This is a genomic window from Marinobacter sp. DUT-3 (assembly GCF_050379435.1).
Classification (GTDB): Bacteria; Pseudomonadota; Gammaproteobacteria; order Pseudomonadales; family Oleiphilaceae; genus Marinobacter.
In genome coordinates this window covers 334,048-350,092 of sequence record NZ_JBNRMG010000003.1, presented here as the reverse complement: position 1 = coordinate 350,092, position 16,045 = coordinate 334,048, and the positions used below count along the sequence as shown (strand labels likewise).

General features: G+C 56.1%; 17 protein-coding genes. All 17 read right to left on the bottom strand.

Annotated features, from left to right (window positions below):
* Positions 1 to 33: 33 nt before the first annotated feature.
* On the bottom strand, positions 34 to 810 hold the full coding sequence (gene cpaB / locus ACQUWM_RS07010; protein ID WP_428921637.1) for a Flp pilus assembly protein CpaB: 777 nt from the start codon (positions 808 to 810) through the stop codon (positions 34 to 36).
* Positions 811 to 839: 29 nt separating this feature from the next.
* Positions 840 to 2,162 (bottom strand): AAA family ATPase, encoded by a 1,323-nt coding sequence (locus ACQUWM_RS07005; protein ID WP_428921636.1) that lies wholly within the window; start codon positions 2,160 to 2,162, stop codon positions 840 to 842.
* Positions 2,163 to 2,201: 39 nt separating this feature from the next.
* On the bottom strand, positions 2,202 to 2,714 hold the full coding sequence (locus ACQUWM_RS07000; protein ID WP_428921635.1) for an A24 family peptidase: 513 nt from the start codon (positions 2,712 to 2,714) through the stop codon (positions 2,202 to 2,204).
* A gap of 69 nt (positions 2,715 to 2,783) precedes the next feature.
* Positions 2,784 to 2,978 carry a Flp family type IVb pilin gene (locus ACQUWM_RS06995; protein WP_428921634.1) on the bottom strand — a complete coding sequence of 65 codons (195 nt, stop codon included), beginning with the start codon at positions 2,976 to 2,978 and terminating at the stop codon, positions 2,784 to 2,786.
* 142 nt (positions 2,979 to 3,120) lie between these two features.
* Positions 3,121 to 3,954: a helix-turn-helix domain-containing protein gene (locus ACQUWM_RS06990; RefSeq protein WP_428921633.1), complete on the bottom strand. Its 834-nt coding sequence runs from the start codon at positions 3,952 to 3,954 to the stop codon at positions 3,121 to 3,123.
* Between the two features lie 257 nt (positions 3,955 to 4,211).
* Positions 4,212 to 5,207 carry a branched-chain amino acid ABC transporter permease gene (locus tag ACQUWM_RS06985; RefSeq protein WP_428921632.1) on the bottom strand — a complete coding sequence of 332 codons (996 nt, stop codon included), beginning with the start codon at positions 5,205 to 5,207 and terminating at the stop codon, positions 4,212 to 4,214.
* Between the two features lie 2 nt (positions 5,208 to 5,209).
* Positions 5,210 to 6,097 (bottom strand): branched-chain amino acid ABC transporter permease, encoded by an 888-nt coding sequence (locus tag ACQUWM_RS06980; protein WP_428921631.1) that lies wholly within the window; start codon positions 6,095 to 6,097, stop codon positions 5,210 to 5,212.
* Between the two features lie 104 nt (positions 6,098 to 6,201).
* Positions 6,202 to 7,416: an ABC transporter substrate-binding protein gene (locus tag ACQUWM_RS06975; RefSeq protein WP_428921630.1), complete on the bottom strand. Its 1,215-nt coding sequence runs from the start codon at positions 7,414 to 7,416 to the stop codon at positions 6,202 to 6,204.
* 78 nt (positions 7,417 to 7,494) lie between these two features.
* On the bottom strand, positions 7,495 to 8,217 hold the full coding sequence (locus tag ACQUWM_RS06970) for an ABC transporter ATP-binding protein (protein ID WP_428921629.1): 723 nt from the start codon (positions 8,215 to 8,217) through the stop codon (positions 7,495 to 7,497).
* Positions 8,214 to 8,987 carry an ABC transporter ATP-binding protein gene (locus tag ACQUWM_RS06965; RefSeq protein ID WP_407002154.1) on the bottom strand — a complete coding sequence of 258 codons (774 nt, stop codon included), beginning with the start codon at positions 8,985 to 8,987 and terminating at the stop codon, positions 8,214 to 8,216. The genes ACQUWM_RS06970 and ACQUWM_RS06965 overlap by 4 nt, the downstream gene beginning before the upstream one ends.
* 81 nt (positions 8,988 to 9,068) lie before the next feature.
* A complete protein-coding gene (locus ACQUWM_RS06960) occupies positions 9,069 to 9,872 on the bottom strand; it encodes an alpha/beta fold hydrolase (RefSeq protein ID WP_428921628.1) in 804 nt (267 codons plus the stop codon).
* Positions 9,873 to 9,876: 4 nt separating this feature from the next.
* On the bottom strand, positions 9,877 to 10,293 hold the full coding sequence (locus ACQUWM_RS06955; RefSeq protein WP_407002152.1) for a PaaI family thioesterase: 417 nt from the start codon (positions 10,291 to 10,293) through the stop codon (positions 9,877 to 9,879).
* The gene (locus ACQUWM_RS06950) at positions 10,290 to 11,939 is read right to left on the bottom strand and encodes an AMP-binding protein (RefSeq protein ID WP_428921627.1); all 1,650 of its coding nucleotides are present in this window, start codon (positions 11,937 to 11,939) and stop codon (positions 10,290 to 10,292) included. The genes ACQUWM_RS06955 and ACQUWM_RS06950 overlap by 4 nt, the downstream gene beginning before the upstream one ends.
* A gap of 119 nt (positions 11,940 to 12,058) precedes the next feature.
* On the bottom strand, positions 12,059 to 13,102 hold the full coding sequence (locus ACQUWM_RS06945) for a proline racemase family protein (protein ID WP_428921626.1): 1,044 nt from the start codon (positions 13,100 to 13,102) through the stop codon (positions 12,059 to 12,061).
* A complete protein-coding gene (locus ACQUWM_RS06940) occupies positions 13,102 to 14,244 on the bottom strand; it encodes a zinc-binding dehydrogenase (RefSeq protein ID WP_428921625.1) in 1,143 nt (380 codons plus the stop codon). The genes ACQUWM_RS06945 and ACQUWM_RS06940 overlap by 1 nt, the downstream gene beginning before the upstream one ends.
* A gap of 102 nt (positions 14,245 to 14,346) precedes the next feature.
* Positions 14,347 to 15,045, bottom strand: a complete 699-nt coding sequence (locus ACQUWM_RS06935) for a DUF3592 domain-containing protein (RefSeq protein WP_428921624.1) — start codon at positions 15,043 to 15,045, stop codon at positions 14,347 to 14,349.
* 110 nt (positions 15,046 to 15,155) lie between these two features.
* Positions 15,156 to 16,019, bottom strand: coding sequence for a hypothetical protein (locus ACQUWM_RS06930; RefSeq protein ID WP_428921623.1), 864 nt, complete (start codon positions 16,017 to 16,019; stop codon positions 15,156 to 15,158).
* Positions 16,020 to 16,045: the final 26 nt, after the last annotated feature.

Below are 16,045 nucleotides of genomic sequence, written 5' to 3'. Positions count from 1 at the left end.
AATCCACTGGCAACCGCCACTCCACACATTCGGTTACATGGATACCTTCGAGGTGCTGACTTCCGTGCCACGAATTATCGTGACCCTGGACGAGGTGGCAACCACTCTCCGCGGCTTCGGCGCTGGCGCTTTCACCACGACCTCCTCTTTTACCGGTTCCGGCTCAAGTGCCGGGCGCATGGTGTCGTCCAATGGATTCCGCAAGGCCAGTTGCACCACCCCTTCCTGGGTCGCTTTGATCAGCTCTTCAGCTTCGTCCGAGCTCAGTTCCAGGGTGACTGCCCGCACAATCACCGGCTTGTCTTTTTCCGGTGATGCGGTCTGGTCCACTGCCAGCACCTTGACGTTTTCCAGCAGGGTCCGGGACTGATAGCGGCGGTTTCCGTTGGGAATGGCGGAAACCACATCCACCCGGTTACCGGGCATCAGGAAGCCCGCCACGCCAATCACGTCGTTGACCCGGACGGTCACCGCCCGCTTGTTGGGCGAGATAACGGCCGACAGCGCACTGCCTCCGCCAAAGGCAACCACTTTTTCCTTCAGGATCACCTCACCGGGATAAATGGTGGTCATCGCAACGGTACTCTCAATGGCAACGGGCTCTTCATAGGCCCCGGATGGCACCATGGATCTCGGCATATTGACCACTTTCAGGTCACTCTTTTCCAGTTTCTTTCCGAAAGGAATCTGTAGCGCCGCCACCACCACGGGTACGCCATCGTCAGTAGCTGGTGAAGCAAAGCGATCCACCGCCCAGCCTCGTGCCAGGTAGGCGGCGCCAAGCCCCATCAGCAGCGCAAAAGAAAGCATGAGTAAAGTTCTTGACTTGAACATAGCGGTCACCCCACGTTATCCATGTGTACGAAGTAGTTTTGCCAGGCCCATCGGATGGACTCCCGGCTGAGCCTGGCCGGTAACCCGCGATACCGGCAGTAATCACTGACCAGACCGAGCAGGTCCCGGGGGTGACAGGGCAACAGGACGTTGTCCTGCTTCGGGTATAGCTCTGTCATCATGATCCGGGTAACCTCAGGATCGTTTTCGATCGCCATCTCCTGGCAGACCTGTTGCCATAACCGCAGGTACGATTCCGGCTCCAGGGTTTTAAAACCGATTTTGTGCCCGATCCGGCGCAGGAAGGCTTCGTCTGCCAACTCGAGCGGGTTCAGGTTGGTGGAAAAAATCAACAACATGTCGAACGGAACAGCGAAGTGCTGCCCCGCCCTAAGATTCAGAAAGTCCCGCTTCTCCTCCATGGGAACGATCCAGCGATTCAGCAGATCCATATGGGACACCCGCTGTCTGCCCAGGTCATCAATCAGCAACATGCCGTTGCTGGCCTTGAGCTGTATGGGCGCCTGATACTGTTTCCGCTGTTCATCGAACTTCAGGTCCAGCATGTCCAGGGTCAGCTCACCACCGGTGGTGACCTCAGGGCGATGGCACAGAACGTATCGGGGATCATGGCCACTGGTGAGATGAACCGGGTCCTGCTCCTCGCCATGAACCGGATGATGGAACTCCGGATCAAACAGGCTGATAACGGTATCGCCCACCAGGATGGCGTATGGGACGTAGACCGGACCGGCAAGCAACCTGACCAGTTGGCGGGAGATATAACTCTTGCCACTGCCTGCCGGGCCGTAGATAAATATGGCACGACCGGAATGAACCGCCGGGCCCAGTTGGGCCAACAGGCGTTCCTCCACTACGGTATTGCTGAACAGCCGATGGATATCCTCTTCGGTCACAACGCATTTGGAGACCGACTGGCGCCGGACCAACGCCTCATAATCCGACAGTAAAACCGGAGCCGGACCGCAGTATCCGTCACGTGACAACGCATCAAGCGCCACAGCGCGCCCACGGTCGGTCAGGGCATAACGAAGGCCCTTGCCGGAAAGGTTCTCAGTGCGACTTTCCACCTTGGCTTCCTGCCGCAGCAGGTTTATCACCGGCTCCAAAATGGCACCAGGCAGCGCTGTATGACGGGATAACTGGTGCAGAGTCTGATTGCTGACCAGGTTAAGATGCTTCAGCAGCAGGTCCGCCACGAAGAAGTGATCCAGGCCGGTGTCCTCAAGGGTGTGCGGCCTGGAAATCATTCTGGTTGCCAGGTAATCGACGCCCCAGTCTTCAGAGGGTATGAGTTCGGCTTCCATTGCTCACTCCTTACTTGGAATTTCTTTTGACTCCGGTCGTTAAATAACCGCCAGGGCCGTTCCGCAGGCAATTGCCAGCGCGTAGGGAAAACGGAGTCCGGCAGCCTCGCCAGGCGCCGGAGGAATGTAGCGTGGCTGCATTGTTGCCAGCGACATAAGCATTGATCTATAACGTCGAATCATCTGGAGAAGCCCACCTCTGACAGTGATGTAGATGAGTGCGATCACCCCACCAGCAATCACCGTCAGGATGGCGGCAAACGCCACCTGGGCGGGTCCGATGAGTACTCCTACAGCGGCCAAAAGCTTGACGTCTCCGGCCCCCATCGCACCAAACATATAAAACGGGAGGAAACATAAAAGCCCGACCAACAATCCTGCCAGCGCCTGCAAAAGACCGCCCAAATGTCCCATCCAGGTGTGTAAAACAATCCCCACAACTGCAAGACAAATGATCAGCCAGTTAGGGATGCGGCTTTCAGAGCAATCAAATACCACTGCAGCCACAAGGCCACTGATCAGGATCGCAGTAATGCCGGCTCCTCCATCCATGACGTTCCCCCCTTTTCCAGAAATCAAGCGGGATCAAGGTGATCCCGCTTTCTCAGCACCAAAGTGCAGTTACGGAGCCGCCGGTGCACCGTTTTCAATGATTCCGGTGATTTCACCGATCTTGACCGCTACCGCTTGGCCAAGCTCCGAAAACGCTGTCACGGTCAACACGACAATCAACGAACCTGCTACCGCATACTCCGACAGCTCCAGGCCTTCCTCATCACGAAGAAACTGAACTACTTTTTCCTTGAAGTTTTTCATTTTGTTACTCCTGCAGTCGTTAGACGAGCTTCCTTTGTTGTACAGCCACCATTCCGTGCGCTGTACCAACGATCATAGAAAGGGCCAGGATTAACCGTTAGGAGTATTCTGGTGAAAAAATAGGAGGATCTTGCAAACCCGGTCAGAGCTTGACCGGGTCACTGACTGAGAGCTGGAAAGGGAGGGCAGCCTCACCACGGGCGGTAAGCCATTTATGGCGATACTGGGTCGGCGTCATGCCGGTGTGTCGGTAGAACATCTTGGTGAAATGGGAGGCATCATGGAAACCGACGGACCAGCAAACGTCCATGATGGTGGCGCTGTTGTTGTGCAACAACGTGGTCGCCTTTTCAATGCGGCGCCGCATGATGTAATCCTGGAAGGTAATGCCGTACACCCGCTTGAACGCCCTGCTCAGCTGATAGCTGTTGGTGCCGCACCGTTCGGCTATATCCGCCTGCATCAGTTTGTCGGCCAGGTGTTGCTCAATGTAGGAGGCTGCGGATTCAACCGTTTTGTCCTCGCCGCGGTGCTTCTGGAAGCGGGCGTCGTCAGGCAGGGGCTGCTTCTGATGGATTGTGCTGCGGCGGTCGCGGTTTGAGGATTCCGCCAGAAGCCGATCCAGCCGGTTGAGGGATTCAACCACGGTACCTTCGTTAACCGGCTTTACAAAGTAATCCCAGACCCGGGTTCGCAGGGCCCAAACGGCCAGGGCCTCAGAGTGCTGTTCGGTAAACATCACCATCGGTATCGAGGCAAAATCCCGTTTTGCCTCGCTCAACATCGAGAGACTGGGTATGTCCGGAAAGTCGAACTCAAAACAGGTAATGTATCGTCCCTCGGATGCATAGACCGCTTCGAGATCGTCCTGCTTCGTTACACAGACCAGCGGGAAACGCCGCTCAATCACCCTGACAACCGCCGGGTCTGCCCCATACTGCGTGGCATCCACCAGCACAACGGTAGCTTTTTCCATCCCTACAACCCCTTCTTCCTACTTGTTTTCGGGTTGCCTTCCTTGTCGAGTCGCCAGTTCTCTCCGGATCTGGTGGGGAACAACATGTACTTTTTTTAATATTTTTTGTGACGTGCATCTCATAGATAGGTAATGCACTTAAACATGTCAATAATATCGATACCAGATTTAACAATCTTTGATATTTAAACGAATAAGGGCCGCACTTATGTGCGGCCCTTATTCGATCCCACCAAAGGCTTGGATGGCTGTACGCCTCAACCGAGGTTCTTTTTTACGAACTTCTGGATCTCACCCACAATGCCCGACTGGAAGGCAATCACGGTCAGCACAAAGATGCCGCCCAGGATGGGGTCTACCCAATCCCCCAGCGGGCCCTGGGATAACTGGTATTCCAGGTTAACCACGAAGGTAGCGCCAAATACAGGGCCCAGAAGCGTGCCTGTTCCGCCCAGCAGGGTCATCAGGATAACCTCGCCCGACATATGCCAGTGCGCATCATTCAGCGAAGCTAGCTGGAAGACAACGGTTTTCACGGATCCCGCCAATCCGGCCAGCCCGGCAGACATGACAAACGCCAGTACCTTGTACTGGTTGACGTTATAACCCAGGGACACGGCCCGGGGTTCGTTCTGCTTGATGGCTTTGAGAACCTGACCAAAAGGTGATCCTACAACTCTCTGCACCAGCAGGTAGCCCCCCAGGAAAACGGCCAGCACGAAATAGTACATCGCCAGGTTATTTTCCAGGTCAATAAACCCGAACAGGTAGCCCCTGGGCACACCGTGCATGCCGTCCTCACCACCAGTAAACGGCGCCTGGACGAACATGAAGTACACCAGCTGGGCCAGTGCCAGGGTGATCATCGCAAAATAGATACCTTGCCTGCGTATGGCCACCAGGGCGAAAAACACACCCAGCACGGTAGCAGCAACGGTGCCCACGATAATGCCCATTTCCGTTGTCAATCCGGAGTAGTTAGACAGCAGGTAGCCGGTGGTATAGCTCCCGGTCGCCAGGAACGCCGCGTGCCCGAAGGACAGCAAGCCAGTGAAACCCAGCAGCAGGTTGAAAGCCACCGCGAACAGGGCAAAACACAGAATCTTCATCAGGAAGACCGGGTAGAACACCGCCGGTGCAATCAGCAGGAGGGCCAGCAACACCAGATTGAGTATGTGCTTGCGACGCTGATCCGCTTTCTGCTGTTGCAGCATGCTCTTCTGGATATCGCTCTGGTTGACAGGGTTGTCCATGATTACGCCTCCTTACCGAACAGGCCCGACGGGCGAATCAATAACACAACAACCATCACCAGGAAGATGACCGCCGAAGAGAACTCGGGGTAGAAAACCTTGGTAAAGCCTTCTATGACCCCCATCAGCAAGCCGGTAATAATGGCGCCCGCTATGGACCCCATACCGCCGATAACGACGACGGCAAATACCACGATCAGAATGTTCGAGCCCATCACCGGATTCACCGAATAGATTGGCGCAGCCAGAACGCCAGCAAAGGCGGCGATCATGACGCCAAAACCGTAGGTCAGGCTGATCAGCAATGGCACGTTGATACCAAAGCCCTGCATCAGTTGGGCATCTTCGGTGCCAGCCCTCAGATAGGATCCCAACTTGGTTTTCTCAATCATGAACCAGGTACCAAAACACACCAGCAGCGCCATGAAAATGACCCAGGCCCGGTAATACGGCAGGAACATGAAATCCAGTTTGAATCCGCCCTGGAATATGTCCGGCATGGAGTAACGCATGCCGGATACCCCGTAAATATTGGTCAGGATACCCTGGATCATCAGGGCCACGCCGAACGTGAGCAGCAGGCTGTAGATATGGTCCTGGCCGGCAATCCGACGCAGCAGGAAATACTCGATCAGCACACCAAAGCAACCAACCACCACAGGGGCCAGAAACAGAGCGACCCAGTAGTTGATGCCCATGGCATCAAACATAATGACGGTGACCATCGCGCCCAGCATATACATGGCGCCATGGGCAAAGTTAATGATTTTGAGCAGGCCGAATATAACCGCCAGCCCAAGGCTCAACAGGGCATAGAAGGCACCGTTGATTATCCCGAGCAATAGCTGGCCGAACAGCACAGCAACGGGAACTCCCAGAATCATGGACATGTTGCAAACTCCAAAAGCAGTGCAAACCTGGTAGCCGGTCTGCAAATCTGCAGGTTCCAGAGTTCGCCCCGCCGGGGTTGCGGGGCGAACCGTTGGTCAATACCTCAGTTCTTGGATACGAGTGAACACTGGCTCTCGGACAGCGGGCGGTAGGCCTCGTCTCCCGGGATAGTGCGGACAATCTTGTAAAGGTCCCACTCGTTCTCGGACTCTTCCGGAGTTTTCACTTCCGCCAGGTACATGTCATGAACCATGCGGCCGTCTTCACGAATCCGCCCATTGGTGGCGAACATATCGTTGATGGGAGTATCCATCATCTGCTTACGCACGGTCTGAGCATCATCCGAGCCGGTTGCCTTTACCGCGTTCAGGTATTGCATGGTGCTGGAGTAGATGCCCGCATGCACCATGGTCGGACGTACGCCGGTTTCTTCCATGAAGCGGTCGGACCATTTCCGGGTCTCTTCGTTCATGTCCCAGTACCAGCCAGTGGTCAACTGAATTCCCTGAGCGGACTCAACACCCAACGCGTGTACGTCGGTGAGGAACAGCAACAGGGCGGCGAGGGTCTGACCGGATTGGGTCAGGCCAAATTCACCGGCCGTGGTGATGGCGTTCGTGGTATCGGAGCCGGCGTTCGCCAGGGCCACCACATCCGCGCCGGAGGATTGTGCCTGCAGGATGTAGGAGGAGAAGTCCGATGTCGGGAATGGATGGCGGGCGGTCTTGATCACCTTACCACCGTTTTCCTCAACCACGTTGGTCACGTCCCCTTCCAGGGCGTGACCGAAGGCGTAATCCGCTGTCAGGATAAACCACTCTTTACCCCCCTCCTGCACAACGGCCTTTGCGGTACCGTTCGCCAGTGGGTAGGTGTCGTAAACGTAATGAATATGGTTCGGGGTGCAGTGCTCGTTGGTAATGCTGGAGGCTGCAGAGCCAGACACAATGCCCAGGCTGTTGTTCTCCTCCAGAAGCTTGGTCACCGCGATGGTGACAGAGGAGGCGACCATGCCGGCAACCAGATCCACATTTTCATTCTCAAGCCAGCGCCGTACGGTGCTGGAGGAAGAGTCCGGGTTGTTACGGTCATCGGCGCTGACGACTTCAATTTTTGAACCGTTTACTTCACCACCGAAATCGGCAATTGCCATCTCAAGGGCTTTCAGACCGTTAGGGCCCGCCAGATCACGGTAAGTGCCCGACATATCCGCCAGATAACCGATTTTCACGGTTTTATCAGAAATTTCGGCCTGGGCGCTCCCTACCATCATGGCTGAGGCAATCGCTGTTGTGAGGAGCTTTTTCATAATTGTCATTGTTGTATCTCCGCTGCTGTCATTGCGTTGGTTGTATCGGGTTTTTGGTTGTTGCTTTTTGCTCTTATCTACCGGGCTTCAAACGCCCAGATAGTTGTCCAGCATCGACTGCTTGGCCTCAAGCTCGTCGGCGCTGATTTCCTCCACAATCTGGCCGTGCTCCATCACGTAGTGACGGTCCGCCAGGGGTGCGGCGAAATGAAAATTCTGTTCCACCAGGACAATCGTCAGGCCCTTGTTCTTGAGCTTGATCAGCACTTCTCCCAGTTTCTCGACAATCACCGGGGCCAGGCCCTCGGTGATCTCATCCAGCAGCAGCATATTGGCGCCGGTCCTGAGGATGCGCGCCATGGCCAGCATCTGCTGTTCACCGCCGGAGAGCTTGGTGCCCTGGCTGAAACGACGCTCGTACAGGTTCGGGAACATGCTGTAGATTTCTTCCAGACTCATGCCGCCGCTGCGTACCACAGGAGGCAAGGTCAGGTTTTCCTGAACGTTGAGTGCGGAAAAAATGCCCCGGTGTTCGGGGCAATACCCAACACCCAACCTGGCAATATGGTGGGGCTGACAGGTCATGGTTTCGTTGCCGTTGATCATGATCGAGCCGGTGCGGCGGCCGACCATGTTCATGATGGCTTTCAGCGTTGTGCTGCGCCCTGCCCCGTTGCGCCCCAACAGGGTAACCAGTTCGCCACGGTGCACCACCAAATCGATGCCGTGGAGAATGTGGGATTCACCGTAGAAGGCGTGAAGCCCGGAAACTCTGAGTTGTTCGTATTCTTTGTCCGACCCCAGACTCATTCGACTGCCTCCTGAGTGCTCTTCGCGGTACCCATGTAGACTTCCCGTACACGGGGATCCTCGGAGACTTCCTGATACTCCCCTTCCGTTAGCACGGCCCCCTGGGCCAGAACGGTAATCCGGTCACACAGCTTGCTTACCACCCCGAGATTATGCTCAACCATCAGCACGGTCCGCCCTTCGGCGGCTTTGCGCACCAGCTCCACGACCCGCTCCACGTCTTCGCCACCCATGCCCTGGGTTGGCTCATCGAGCAACAGCAACTCCGGCTCCATGGCCAGAGTGGTGGCCAGCTCCAGGGCACGTTTCCGGCCATACGCGAGTTCAACCGTGGTGGTGTTGGCGAATTCGGTGAGTCCTACGGAGTCGAGCAGTTCCATGCAGCGCTCATTCAGTTTGTTCAGGCTGCCTCCCGACTTCCAGAACTGGAACGTGTTGCCCTCAAAACTCTGTAACGCCACACGAATGTTTTCCAGTGCGGTCATATGGGGAAAGACCGCCGAAATCTGAAAGGAACGGACCACGCCCCTGCGAGCGATGGCGGCGGACTTCATCGCGGTGATGTCCTTGCCGTTGAACAGGATCGTGCCTCGTGTCGGGGGGAGGAACTTGGTCAACAGGTTGAAGACGGTCGTCTTACCCGCGCCGTTTGGCCCGATCAGGGCATGGATATGGCCGCGCTGAACCTTGAGGTTCACGTCGTCGACTGCAACGAAGCCTTTGAATTCTTTTACAAGGCCGCGGGTCTCAAGTACGAACTGGTCACTCATGGTGACATCCCACCTTTTGTTATTGTTGTACATGAAAACTAATAATTACAGATTAGGTTAACGTATACGTAAACGTCAATATTAATCTGTGGATTTTTCGGCACTCAGCCCGGCCAGGAATTCACACACCAGTTGCACCACCTCCTCAGGGTGTTCCAGGTGCGGCGAGTGTCCGGTTTCCGGTAGAAAAACCGGTGTGGCCGAATCACCAATTCCCTCGACAATCGCTGTCACCTGTTCGGGAACGCCATACTCATCATCCTCTCCCTGAATGATCATAGACGGGCACTGGATGGCGTCCAGCCAACGGCTGAAATCCATGTATTCCTGGAACCCCTTATCCAGCCAGATGGTGTGCCAGGCATTAAAAATATCATCGGTGCGCTCGCCATGATGGCGCAGCAATTTCTCGCGCAGCCCTTCTTCCCGATAGCGAGTCTGCATTTCCTGGATGCCCGAGACAGTCAGGTGATCGGCCCAGGTATGGGCCGCCATGGTGATTAACCCTTTTACCCGGTCACCGAGCGCACCGGCGGCAATCAGGGCTATCGAACCGCCGTCACTGTGGCCGATCAGGATGACTTCCCGTAGTTCAAGCACGTCCAGCAGGCGCGGCAATAAGACAGAGCCCTCATCCTCCTGATAGGTGTACGGCCGTGGGAGCACTTCATCCGTGGACAGACCGTAGCCCCGGCGTTCGTATATGAGAGCATCCAGCCCTGACGCCCTGGCCAGGCGCTCCGGAAATTTCCGCCAAAGGGCAATATTGCCCAGAGATTCATGCAGAAAAACCAGGGTTGGGCCAGCGCTCGCTTGATGGCGGATTCGCCGGACCTGAAACGCCACACCTTCACCCAAAGGCACCGACATATCACGAATCTGCATGGCGTTACCGATTGGGTGGAATGGAATAGGTCATGGTGGAATGGGCCACGGGTTCCTCAACACCTTCGGAATATACGAACACCTCGCCAACTCCCATGGTGCGCCCCACTTTCAACATCGTTGCCCTGGCCCATATCGGGGCATGGGCGACCGGTTTGCGCAGGAAGTTGATATTGAGATTCGTCGTCACCGCCAGCGGGACCAGGCCAATCTTGCTGAGCAGTGCGGCATAAAGCGTGACATCCGCCAGCCCCATCATGGCCGGGCCAGACACCGTTCCGCCCGGGCGCAGGTGCCCTTCATCCACTTCCAGTTTCATCTCGGCCCAGCCGTCCCCGAGTTTCTGCAGGGAGCCGTAAGCGGCCCCCTGGGGAAACTGCTCATCAAGGAAGGCCTGCAGCTCTTCAAACGTGATGATCATGCGTCGGACTCGTCCTTTGCACGGTTACGCAGCACAAAGCGCTGAATCTTGCCGCTGGGTGTCTTCGGAAGCTCGTCCACGAACTCGATTTCACGGGGATAGGCGTGGGTGGAAAGCCGGCGGCGTACCAATTCCTGAAGTTCATCTTTCAGCGCCTGATCTTCCGTCGGCTCCTGGCCACTCTTGATCACCACATAGGCCTTGATGATAGACCCCCGCTTTTCGTCGGGCTTGCCAACAACGCCGGATTCCGCAACCGCGGCATGTTCCAGGAGGGTGCTTTCAACGTCTGCAGGGCCAACCCGGTATCCGGCTGTGGTGATGATATCGTCATCACGCCCACTGAAAGAGAAGCCGCCATCGCCATGGCAGACCACCATGTCACCGGTCAGGTAATAGCCGTTCACAAACGGGTCTTTCTCGCCCCAGGTGTAGCCGTCGAAATGGAACAGTGGCGAAGCTTTAACATCCACAGCGAGCTGGCCGATTTCGCCCTCACCGACTTCTTCGTTTTTCTCGTTCAGGGCCACCACTTTATGCCCCGGGGACGAGAATCCCATGGAACCCTGGCGCACCGGGTGCTCAAGGCCATGGAAGTTGCAGCAGGTCATGCCGGTTTCCGTCTGGCCATAATGATCCTTGACCGGACAGTAGTGACGGTTCTTGATCCAGTTAACCACTTCCGGGTTCAGCGGCTCGCCAGCGCTGCTGGCCACCCTGAGCCCAAGATTTTCGCCTGCCGGCAACACGTGATCATTGGCCTTGAGCAAACGATAAGCCGTGGGCGCAGCCGCCAGGTTGGTGATTTTGTATTTGCGGATCATGTCGTAGGTGGATTCCGGGGTGAAAGCGCCCGGGTTGAAGTGGGTGGCGTGGCCCATCAACAGCGGTCCAACCACGGCGTAGTACAGGCCATAGGCCCAGCCCGGGTCAGCCACGTTCCAGAACACGTCGTCATCCCGCAAGTCGATGGCGTACTTCATGTACACATAGAACGCCAATAGCGCCTTGGCCGGCACAGCCACACCCTTGGCCTTACCCACGGTTCCGGAAGTAAACATCTGCAGGAACGGATCCGAGCCCTTGATCATCACGGGCTCAAACTCGGGGGACTGCTCTTCCAGGGTTTGTTCGAAATCGGGTATTTCGGACCCAGCCTGATCCGCTTCCAGGCACAGCACCGGCGGGCACTGGTTAACTTCCTTCAGCTTGGGATAGTTCGTCGGATCGGTCACCACCAGTTTTGTATCGGCGCGCTCCAGGCGATACTCAATGGCGCCGGAGCCAAACGCGGTAAACAGGGGCTGGTATACCGCCCCGGCGCGCAGGGCGCCAGCGATCACCACCAGCAACTCGGGGCTGCGTGGCAACAAACCAGCCACCCGGTCGCCCTTGCCGATACCCCGTGACTTCAGATAATTCGCGAAGCGGGCGGATTTTTCTTTCAGCTCCGCAAAGGTCAGGGCGCCGTCGCCGCCATCATCCTTTTCATAGTAAAGCGCCACTCTTTGTGGGTCCGCTGCCCACTTGTCGCAGATTTCGTGGCATACGTTCAGCCCGGATTCCAGGCGTCCATCCAGGATCTCCGCTTCCAGGGCTGCGGCATCAAAATTGTTATAAACCGTTGTGTATTCCGGGAGGCTCATTCTCAACTCCTGTTGTTTTTATCGTTGAATGCTGACCTCTAGGTTTAGCACAGGGTCTTGTTTACGTAAAGGTAAACTTTAGACCAAAAAATCAGGTTGCCGAGCCGTCTTAGAAACGATCAGGAGGCGTGGCCGCTGGTCAGTATGTGGTGCAATCCGTCGCACTCCACCATGGGGTCGTCACAGTTCACCACGATGTCGGATCGGGCGATCACATAGCTCTTGCCGGTGATGTTGTTTTTCACCACCTGATGCTCGCCTTCCTGTTTCACGCCGGTGAACTCGCCGATAAAGCCGGTCTCCCGGAGGGATACCGTTTCCAGCCGATCCCCGGGTTTGATACGGCCTTCGAAGTTCATCAACGCCAGCCGGGCAGAGGTGCCGGTACCGGTGGTACTGCGACAGATCACGCCCGGATGCACGTAGGTGGCCGACCGGGACCGATAGCACCCTTCAGCCACATGCTCCACCGGCCCCATGAAATGCAGGAACGGCAGCGGACCAACGTCACCGAGGGTGTAATGGGAGAACCCCCGCTCCGCCTGAATGGCTTCGACAATAGCGTGCGCGGTGTTGGCAAGCTTGCGCTCTTCGTCCAGGGTCAGGTCGAACCCCAGCTCCGTGGCATCCACCAGGGCATAGAAGCCTCCACTATAGGCCACGCTGTAGGTCACCCGGCCCACCGCCGGCACATCGATAGTGGCCTGGTAGGTGTCAATGTAGCTGGGCAGCCCCTCGCAGGTAATGGCTTCCACCACACCGTTTTCCACGGTGGCGTCGATCTGGACCAATCCGGCCGGGGACTCCAGCACAAAGCTCTGCCTGCCTTCTTTCTTGGCGACAATGCCGCTTTCCAGCACTGCCGTGGCGGTGCATATGGTGTTGGACCCGGAGTAAATCGGGTACCCCATCACTTCCATGATGATATAACCGGCAACCGCTTTCGGGTCTGATGGCGGGACCAGCAGATCCACCGACATCTCCGGAATGCCGTACGGTTCTTCCAGCAGCAGTTTTCTGAGCCCGTCGGCATCGTCCCGCAGATATTCCATCTTCGCCCGGACCGTGTCGCCGGGTAACGCATCAATGCCGCCGGTCACAATACGGCTGACATCGCCGCCGGCATGGGTATCCATCAGTTGAATCGTCAGTTCGGGCTTCATCAGGCGCTCTCCAGGGACCAGGGTTTGCCGTGCTCTTCCCACTGAGAGTCGGGAACAATCACGATCTTGCCGAGATAATTACTACCCCGGTTCACAAAGTAACGCTCGGCCTGATGCAGTTCCGAGAGCTTGAATGCACCGTGCAGGACCGGTTTGAGCTGTCCGCCGCGAATCCACTCCATGAGTTGCTCCGCTTCCTCCCGGGTACCGTGGGAAACACCGAATATCTGCACCTGATACAAGTAGATACGGGTCCACAGGATCTCGCTGATATTGCCGCCACTCGCACCGGCGATGCTCAGGCGCGGGTAGGTATCGCGGGCATTCATGTCAAAGATCATGGTGTCGATAAACACGTCGGTCATTTCACCACCCACCAGATCCATGACCGCATCGAAGGGCTTGCCGCCGGTCGCGGCTTTGGCCCGATCAACGAAGGTGTCCATATCGGATCGATCCAGAACCGCCTCCGCCCCCAGAGTGAGCAATGAATCGGCCTTATCCTGCTGGCTCAGTGCGTAGGGAATCGCGCCCATGATCCTGCACAACTGGATCAGTGCGGTGCCGACACCGCCACTGGCACCGGTGACCAGCACCCGCTCCCCTGCCCTGACATTGGCGGAGGTCAGCATGTGCATGGCGGTCTGGTAGGAACACATGCCCATAGCCGCCACTTCTGCGTCCGCCAGTTCAGGGTTGGGAATAGTATGGAACTGGTCCGATGGCAAGGCCACGTATTCGGCGTAGCCGCCATCGGCGCCGTGGCCGTAATAGTCTGGCGTCAGGTTGATATCACGACGATCATTGGCGTAGATGTTGAAATCCAGCAGGCCCCGCTCACCAATTCTGCCCTCATCAACACCTTCGCCAACAGCGACAACGCGGCCAGCTATATCCGCACCCTGAATCCTGGGAAAAACCAGCGTGGGCTTACCGCCCATCTGGAATGAGGTCATCTCACCTTTTTTAGTGGGGTACAGGCCCTCGCGTGCCTTGCGGTCAGTGTTGTTTTTGGCCGTTGCAGTGACCTGAACAAGCACTTGTCCCGCGCCGGGCTTCGGGGTGGTGACGTCCTGATATTCGAGTGTGTCGATATCACCGTGACCGGTAAGAACCATGGCTTTCATGGTGTTCGGGATCATGGGCGGGCAATCCTCCCTGGCTGCTGAATTTAGGGTATCCAGTCAGGATAGGTTAGATTCCGGGAGGTGTCAGGGGGGTGTTGCGGGTATCCGCAACGGACTTTATGCGGCCCGTTTCGGCAAAAATGATGTGTCCACCCAGTAGTGCTTCGGATTGCTTGGGTTGATATACACCGGGATCGAATCGCTCTCGATATGTTGCGAGGGATCAAACCAGAGGTTGTCACTCCTGAATACGTGAATATCAGAGGTGAGCGGATTCTGCCACTGACATACAATCTGATAGGGGCTTCTGCCATTCATCACCAAACGGGTGTTCCGCTCCACCCCCTGATAACTGCACTGAACCAGCTGCCCGGTTTGCCGCAACTTTGCAGCGCTGCCATTCCTGATGGCAGGCACCACAAACATGCCAGTTCCACTCAGAAAGAAAGCAGCGCCAAGGCCACCAACAATGAGGGAAGCCCCCCAAAGCGAGAAGAAACCGTCGATACGAGCCGACTCCGGTTCACCTGGTGCAAACAGCACGCGAACCTGCTCTCCGCGACTGTAGCCAGGAGGATTGCTGCCGCTTGAGGACTGAAATTCAATAGGCCGACCCTGCTCATCCTCGAATCGGACAACAGGATAATAGGCATTGGAATCACTGGATCGCGAGAGAATCAGATCTGTTACAACGCCTGGCTTGGCTGTTGCGGTTTCAAGAAACGCTGAAGTGCTCTGAAATGAGAAAAAGGCGCCGACGAGCATGCCGAGGCCCACGAGCGTAAAAATCACCCGCAGGGTGTTGAAGGTTTTCATATCAGTTCCTTTGAAGGTTGCGTCCTGGCCCGATAACGGCTTGTTTTCGGGAACTGGGAATTATACGTGGATATTATCCCGAGCGATCCGGGCTCGCCTCGGGGCGCATCTCAAAGACTATGGAATGGCGACCTGTACCCCTCAGGAAGGCTGTTAATCCGCACCCAATATTCAGGTTTGCCAAACTCTCGACAATTAATGCAGCGTAATTTCCCGTCTTCATAGAACTCGATTTGAAGCTCGCCCCATGTATCGTTGGAACTACTGGCTTCACAGCCATCTTCCGAGTTGGGAGAAAACATATTGTAGATATCATGGCGGCCACAATGATGAAATGTATTGGGAAGTGAGCTCCCCAACACGTTAATCATGAACATACCCGCTTTCGAGATCGTTACTTTTGGTGGCTTGTTAAAGCGTCTCTCATGGTCCCGATAATGCGCCACGAACCTGTCATCGGCTTCCAAATCATAGTCTGGGTAGTAGACGCCCCAATTCGCTTCAGGTACCGGGATCAGCTCAGAACTCTCCCAAATGACGGGGTTTATTAGGAAAGGAAGTACCAATACAACGATGACTAGCCCAAAAACCGGCGTTCGGCGCTGCCAAGCGGTGCTCAGTGCCGGCAGAAGCTGAATCACTAACCCAATCCACCCCATTGCCAGGCAGACCGATAGCGCGGCTCGATCTCCCAACAACAACGAAACGAATACAGCTGGCAGCGCAATCACCCCGATTACAACACCTTTGCCAACCAGCGTTGTCTTCCCCTGATCACGGAAAGGCACATTGAAAATAACGCCCAACCAGCCTGCCAGGCTACTCAAGAAAAAAGCGACGAGGAAACCAATATCCAGGATCGGGTTCTCGATCTCCAGGAAAGTGCGCCCGGGCGAGGCCATCAGCATTGTTGCGCAGTAGCTGACAAGAACAATCGTTGAAGGTAATAGAAAAAACGCTGAAACATACTGCATGAAAAAAACGTCCTTGTTCTCCACGG

Coding starts and splice junctions, on each gene's coding strand:
- cpaB (WP_428921637.1), bottom strand. CDS start 810: ATGCTTTCTTTTGCGCTGCTGATGGGGCTTGGCGCCGCCTACCTGGCA.
- ACQUWM_RS07005 (WP_428921636.1), bottom strand. CDS start 2,162: ATGGAAGCCGAACTCATACCCTCTGAAGACTGGGGCGTCGATTACCTG.
- ACQUWM_RS07000 (WP_428921635.1), bottom strand. CDS start 2,714: ATGGATGGAGGAGCCGGCATTACTGCGATCCTGATCAGTGGCCTTGTG.
- ACQUWM_RS06995 (WP_428921634.1), bottom strand. CDS start 2,978: ATGAAAAACTTCAAGGAAAAAGTAGTTCAGTTTCTTCGTGATGAGGAA.
- ACQUWM_RS06990 (WP_428921633.1), bottom strand. CDS start 3,954: ATGGAAAAAGCTACCGTTGTGCTGGTGGATGCCACGCAGTATGGGGCA.
- ACQUWM_RS06985 (WP_428921632.1), bottom strand. CDS start 5,207: ATGGACAACCCTGTCAACCAGAGCGATATCCAGAAGAGCATGCTGCAA.
- ACQUWM_RS06980 (WP_428921631.1), bottom strand. CDS start 6,097: ATGTCCATGATTCTGGGAGTTCCCGTTGCTGTGCTGTTCGGCCAGCTA.
- ACQUWM_RS06975 (WP_428921630.1), bottom strand. CDS start 7,416: ATGACAATTATGAAAAAGCTCCTCACAACAGCGATTGCCTCAGCCATG.
- ACQUWM_RS06970 (WP_428921629.1), bottom strand. CDS start 8,217: ATGAGTCTGGGGTCGGACAAAGAATACGAACAACTCAGAGTTTCCGGG.
- ACQUWM_RS06965 (WP_407002154.1), bottom strand. CDS start 8,987: ATGAGTGACCAGTTCGTACTTGAGACCCGCGGCCTTGTAAAAGAATTC.
- ACQUWM_RS06960 (WP_428921628.1), bottom strand. CDS start 9,872: ATGCAGATTCGTGATATGTCGGTGCCTTTGGGTGAAGGTGTGGCGTTT.
- ACQUWM_RS06955 (WP_407002152.1), bottom strand. CDS start 10,293: ATGATCATCACGTTTGAAGAGCTGCAGGCCTTCCTTGATGAGCAGTTT.
- ACQUWM_RS06950 (WP_428921627.1), bottom strand. CDS start 11,939: ATGAGCCTCCCGGAATACACAACGGTTTATAACAATTTTGATGCCGCA.
- ACQUWM_RS06945 (WP_428921626.1), bottom strand. CDS start 13,102: ATGAAGCCCGAACTGACGATTCAACTGATGGATACCCATGCCGGCGGC.
- ACQUWM_RS06940 (WP_428921625.1), bottom strand. CDS start 14,244: ATGATCCCGAACACCATGAAAGCCATGGTTCTTACCGGTCACGGTGAT.
- ACQUWM_RS06935 (WP_428921624.1), bottom strand. CDS start 15,045: ATGAAAACCTTCAACACCCTGCGGGTGATTTTTACGCTCGTGGGCCTC.
- ACQUWM_RS06930 (WP_428921623.1), bottom strand. CDS start 16,019: ATGCAGTATGTTTCAGCGTTTTTTCTATTACCTTCAACGATTGTTCTT.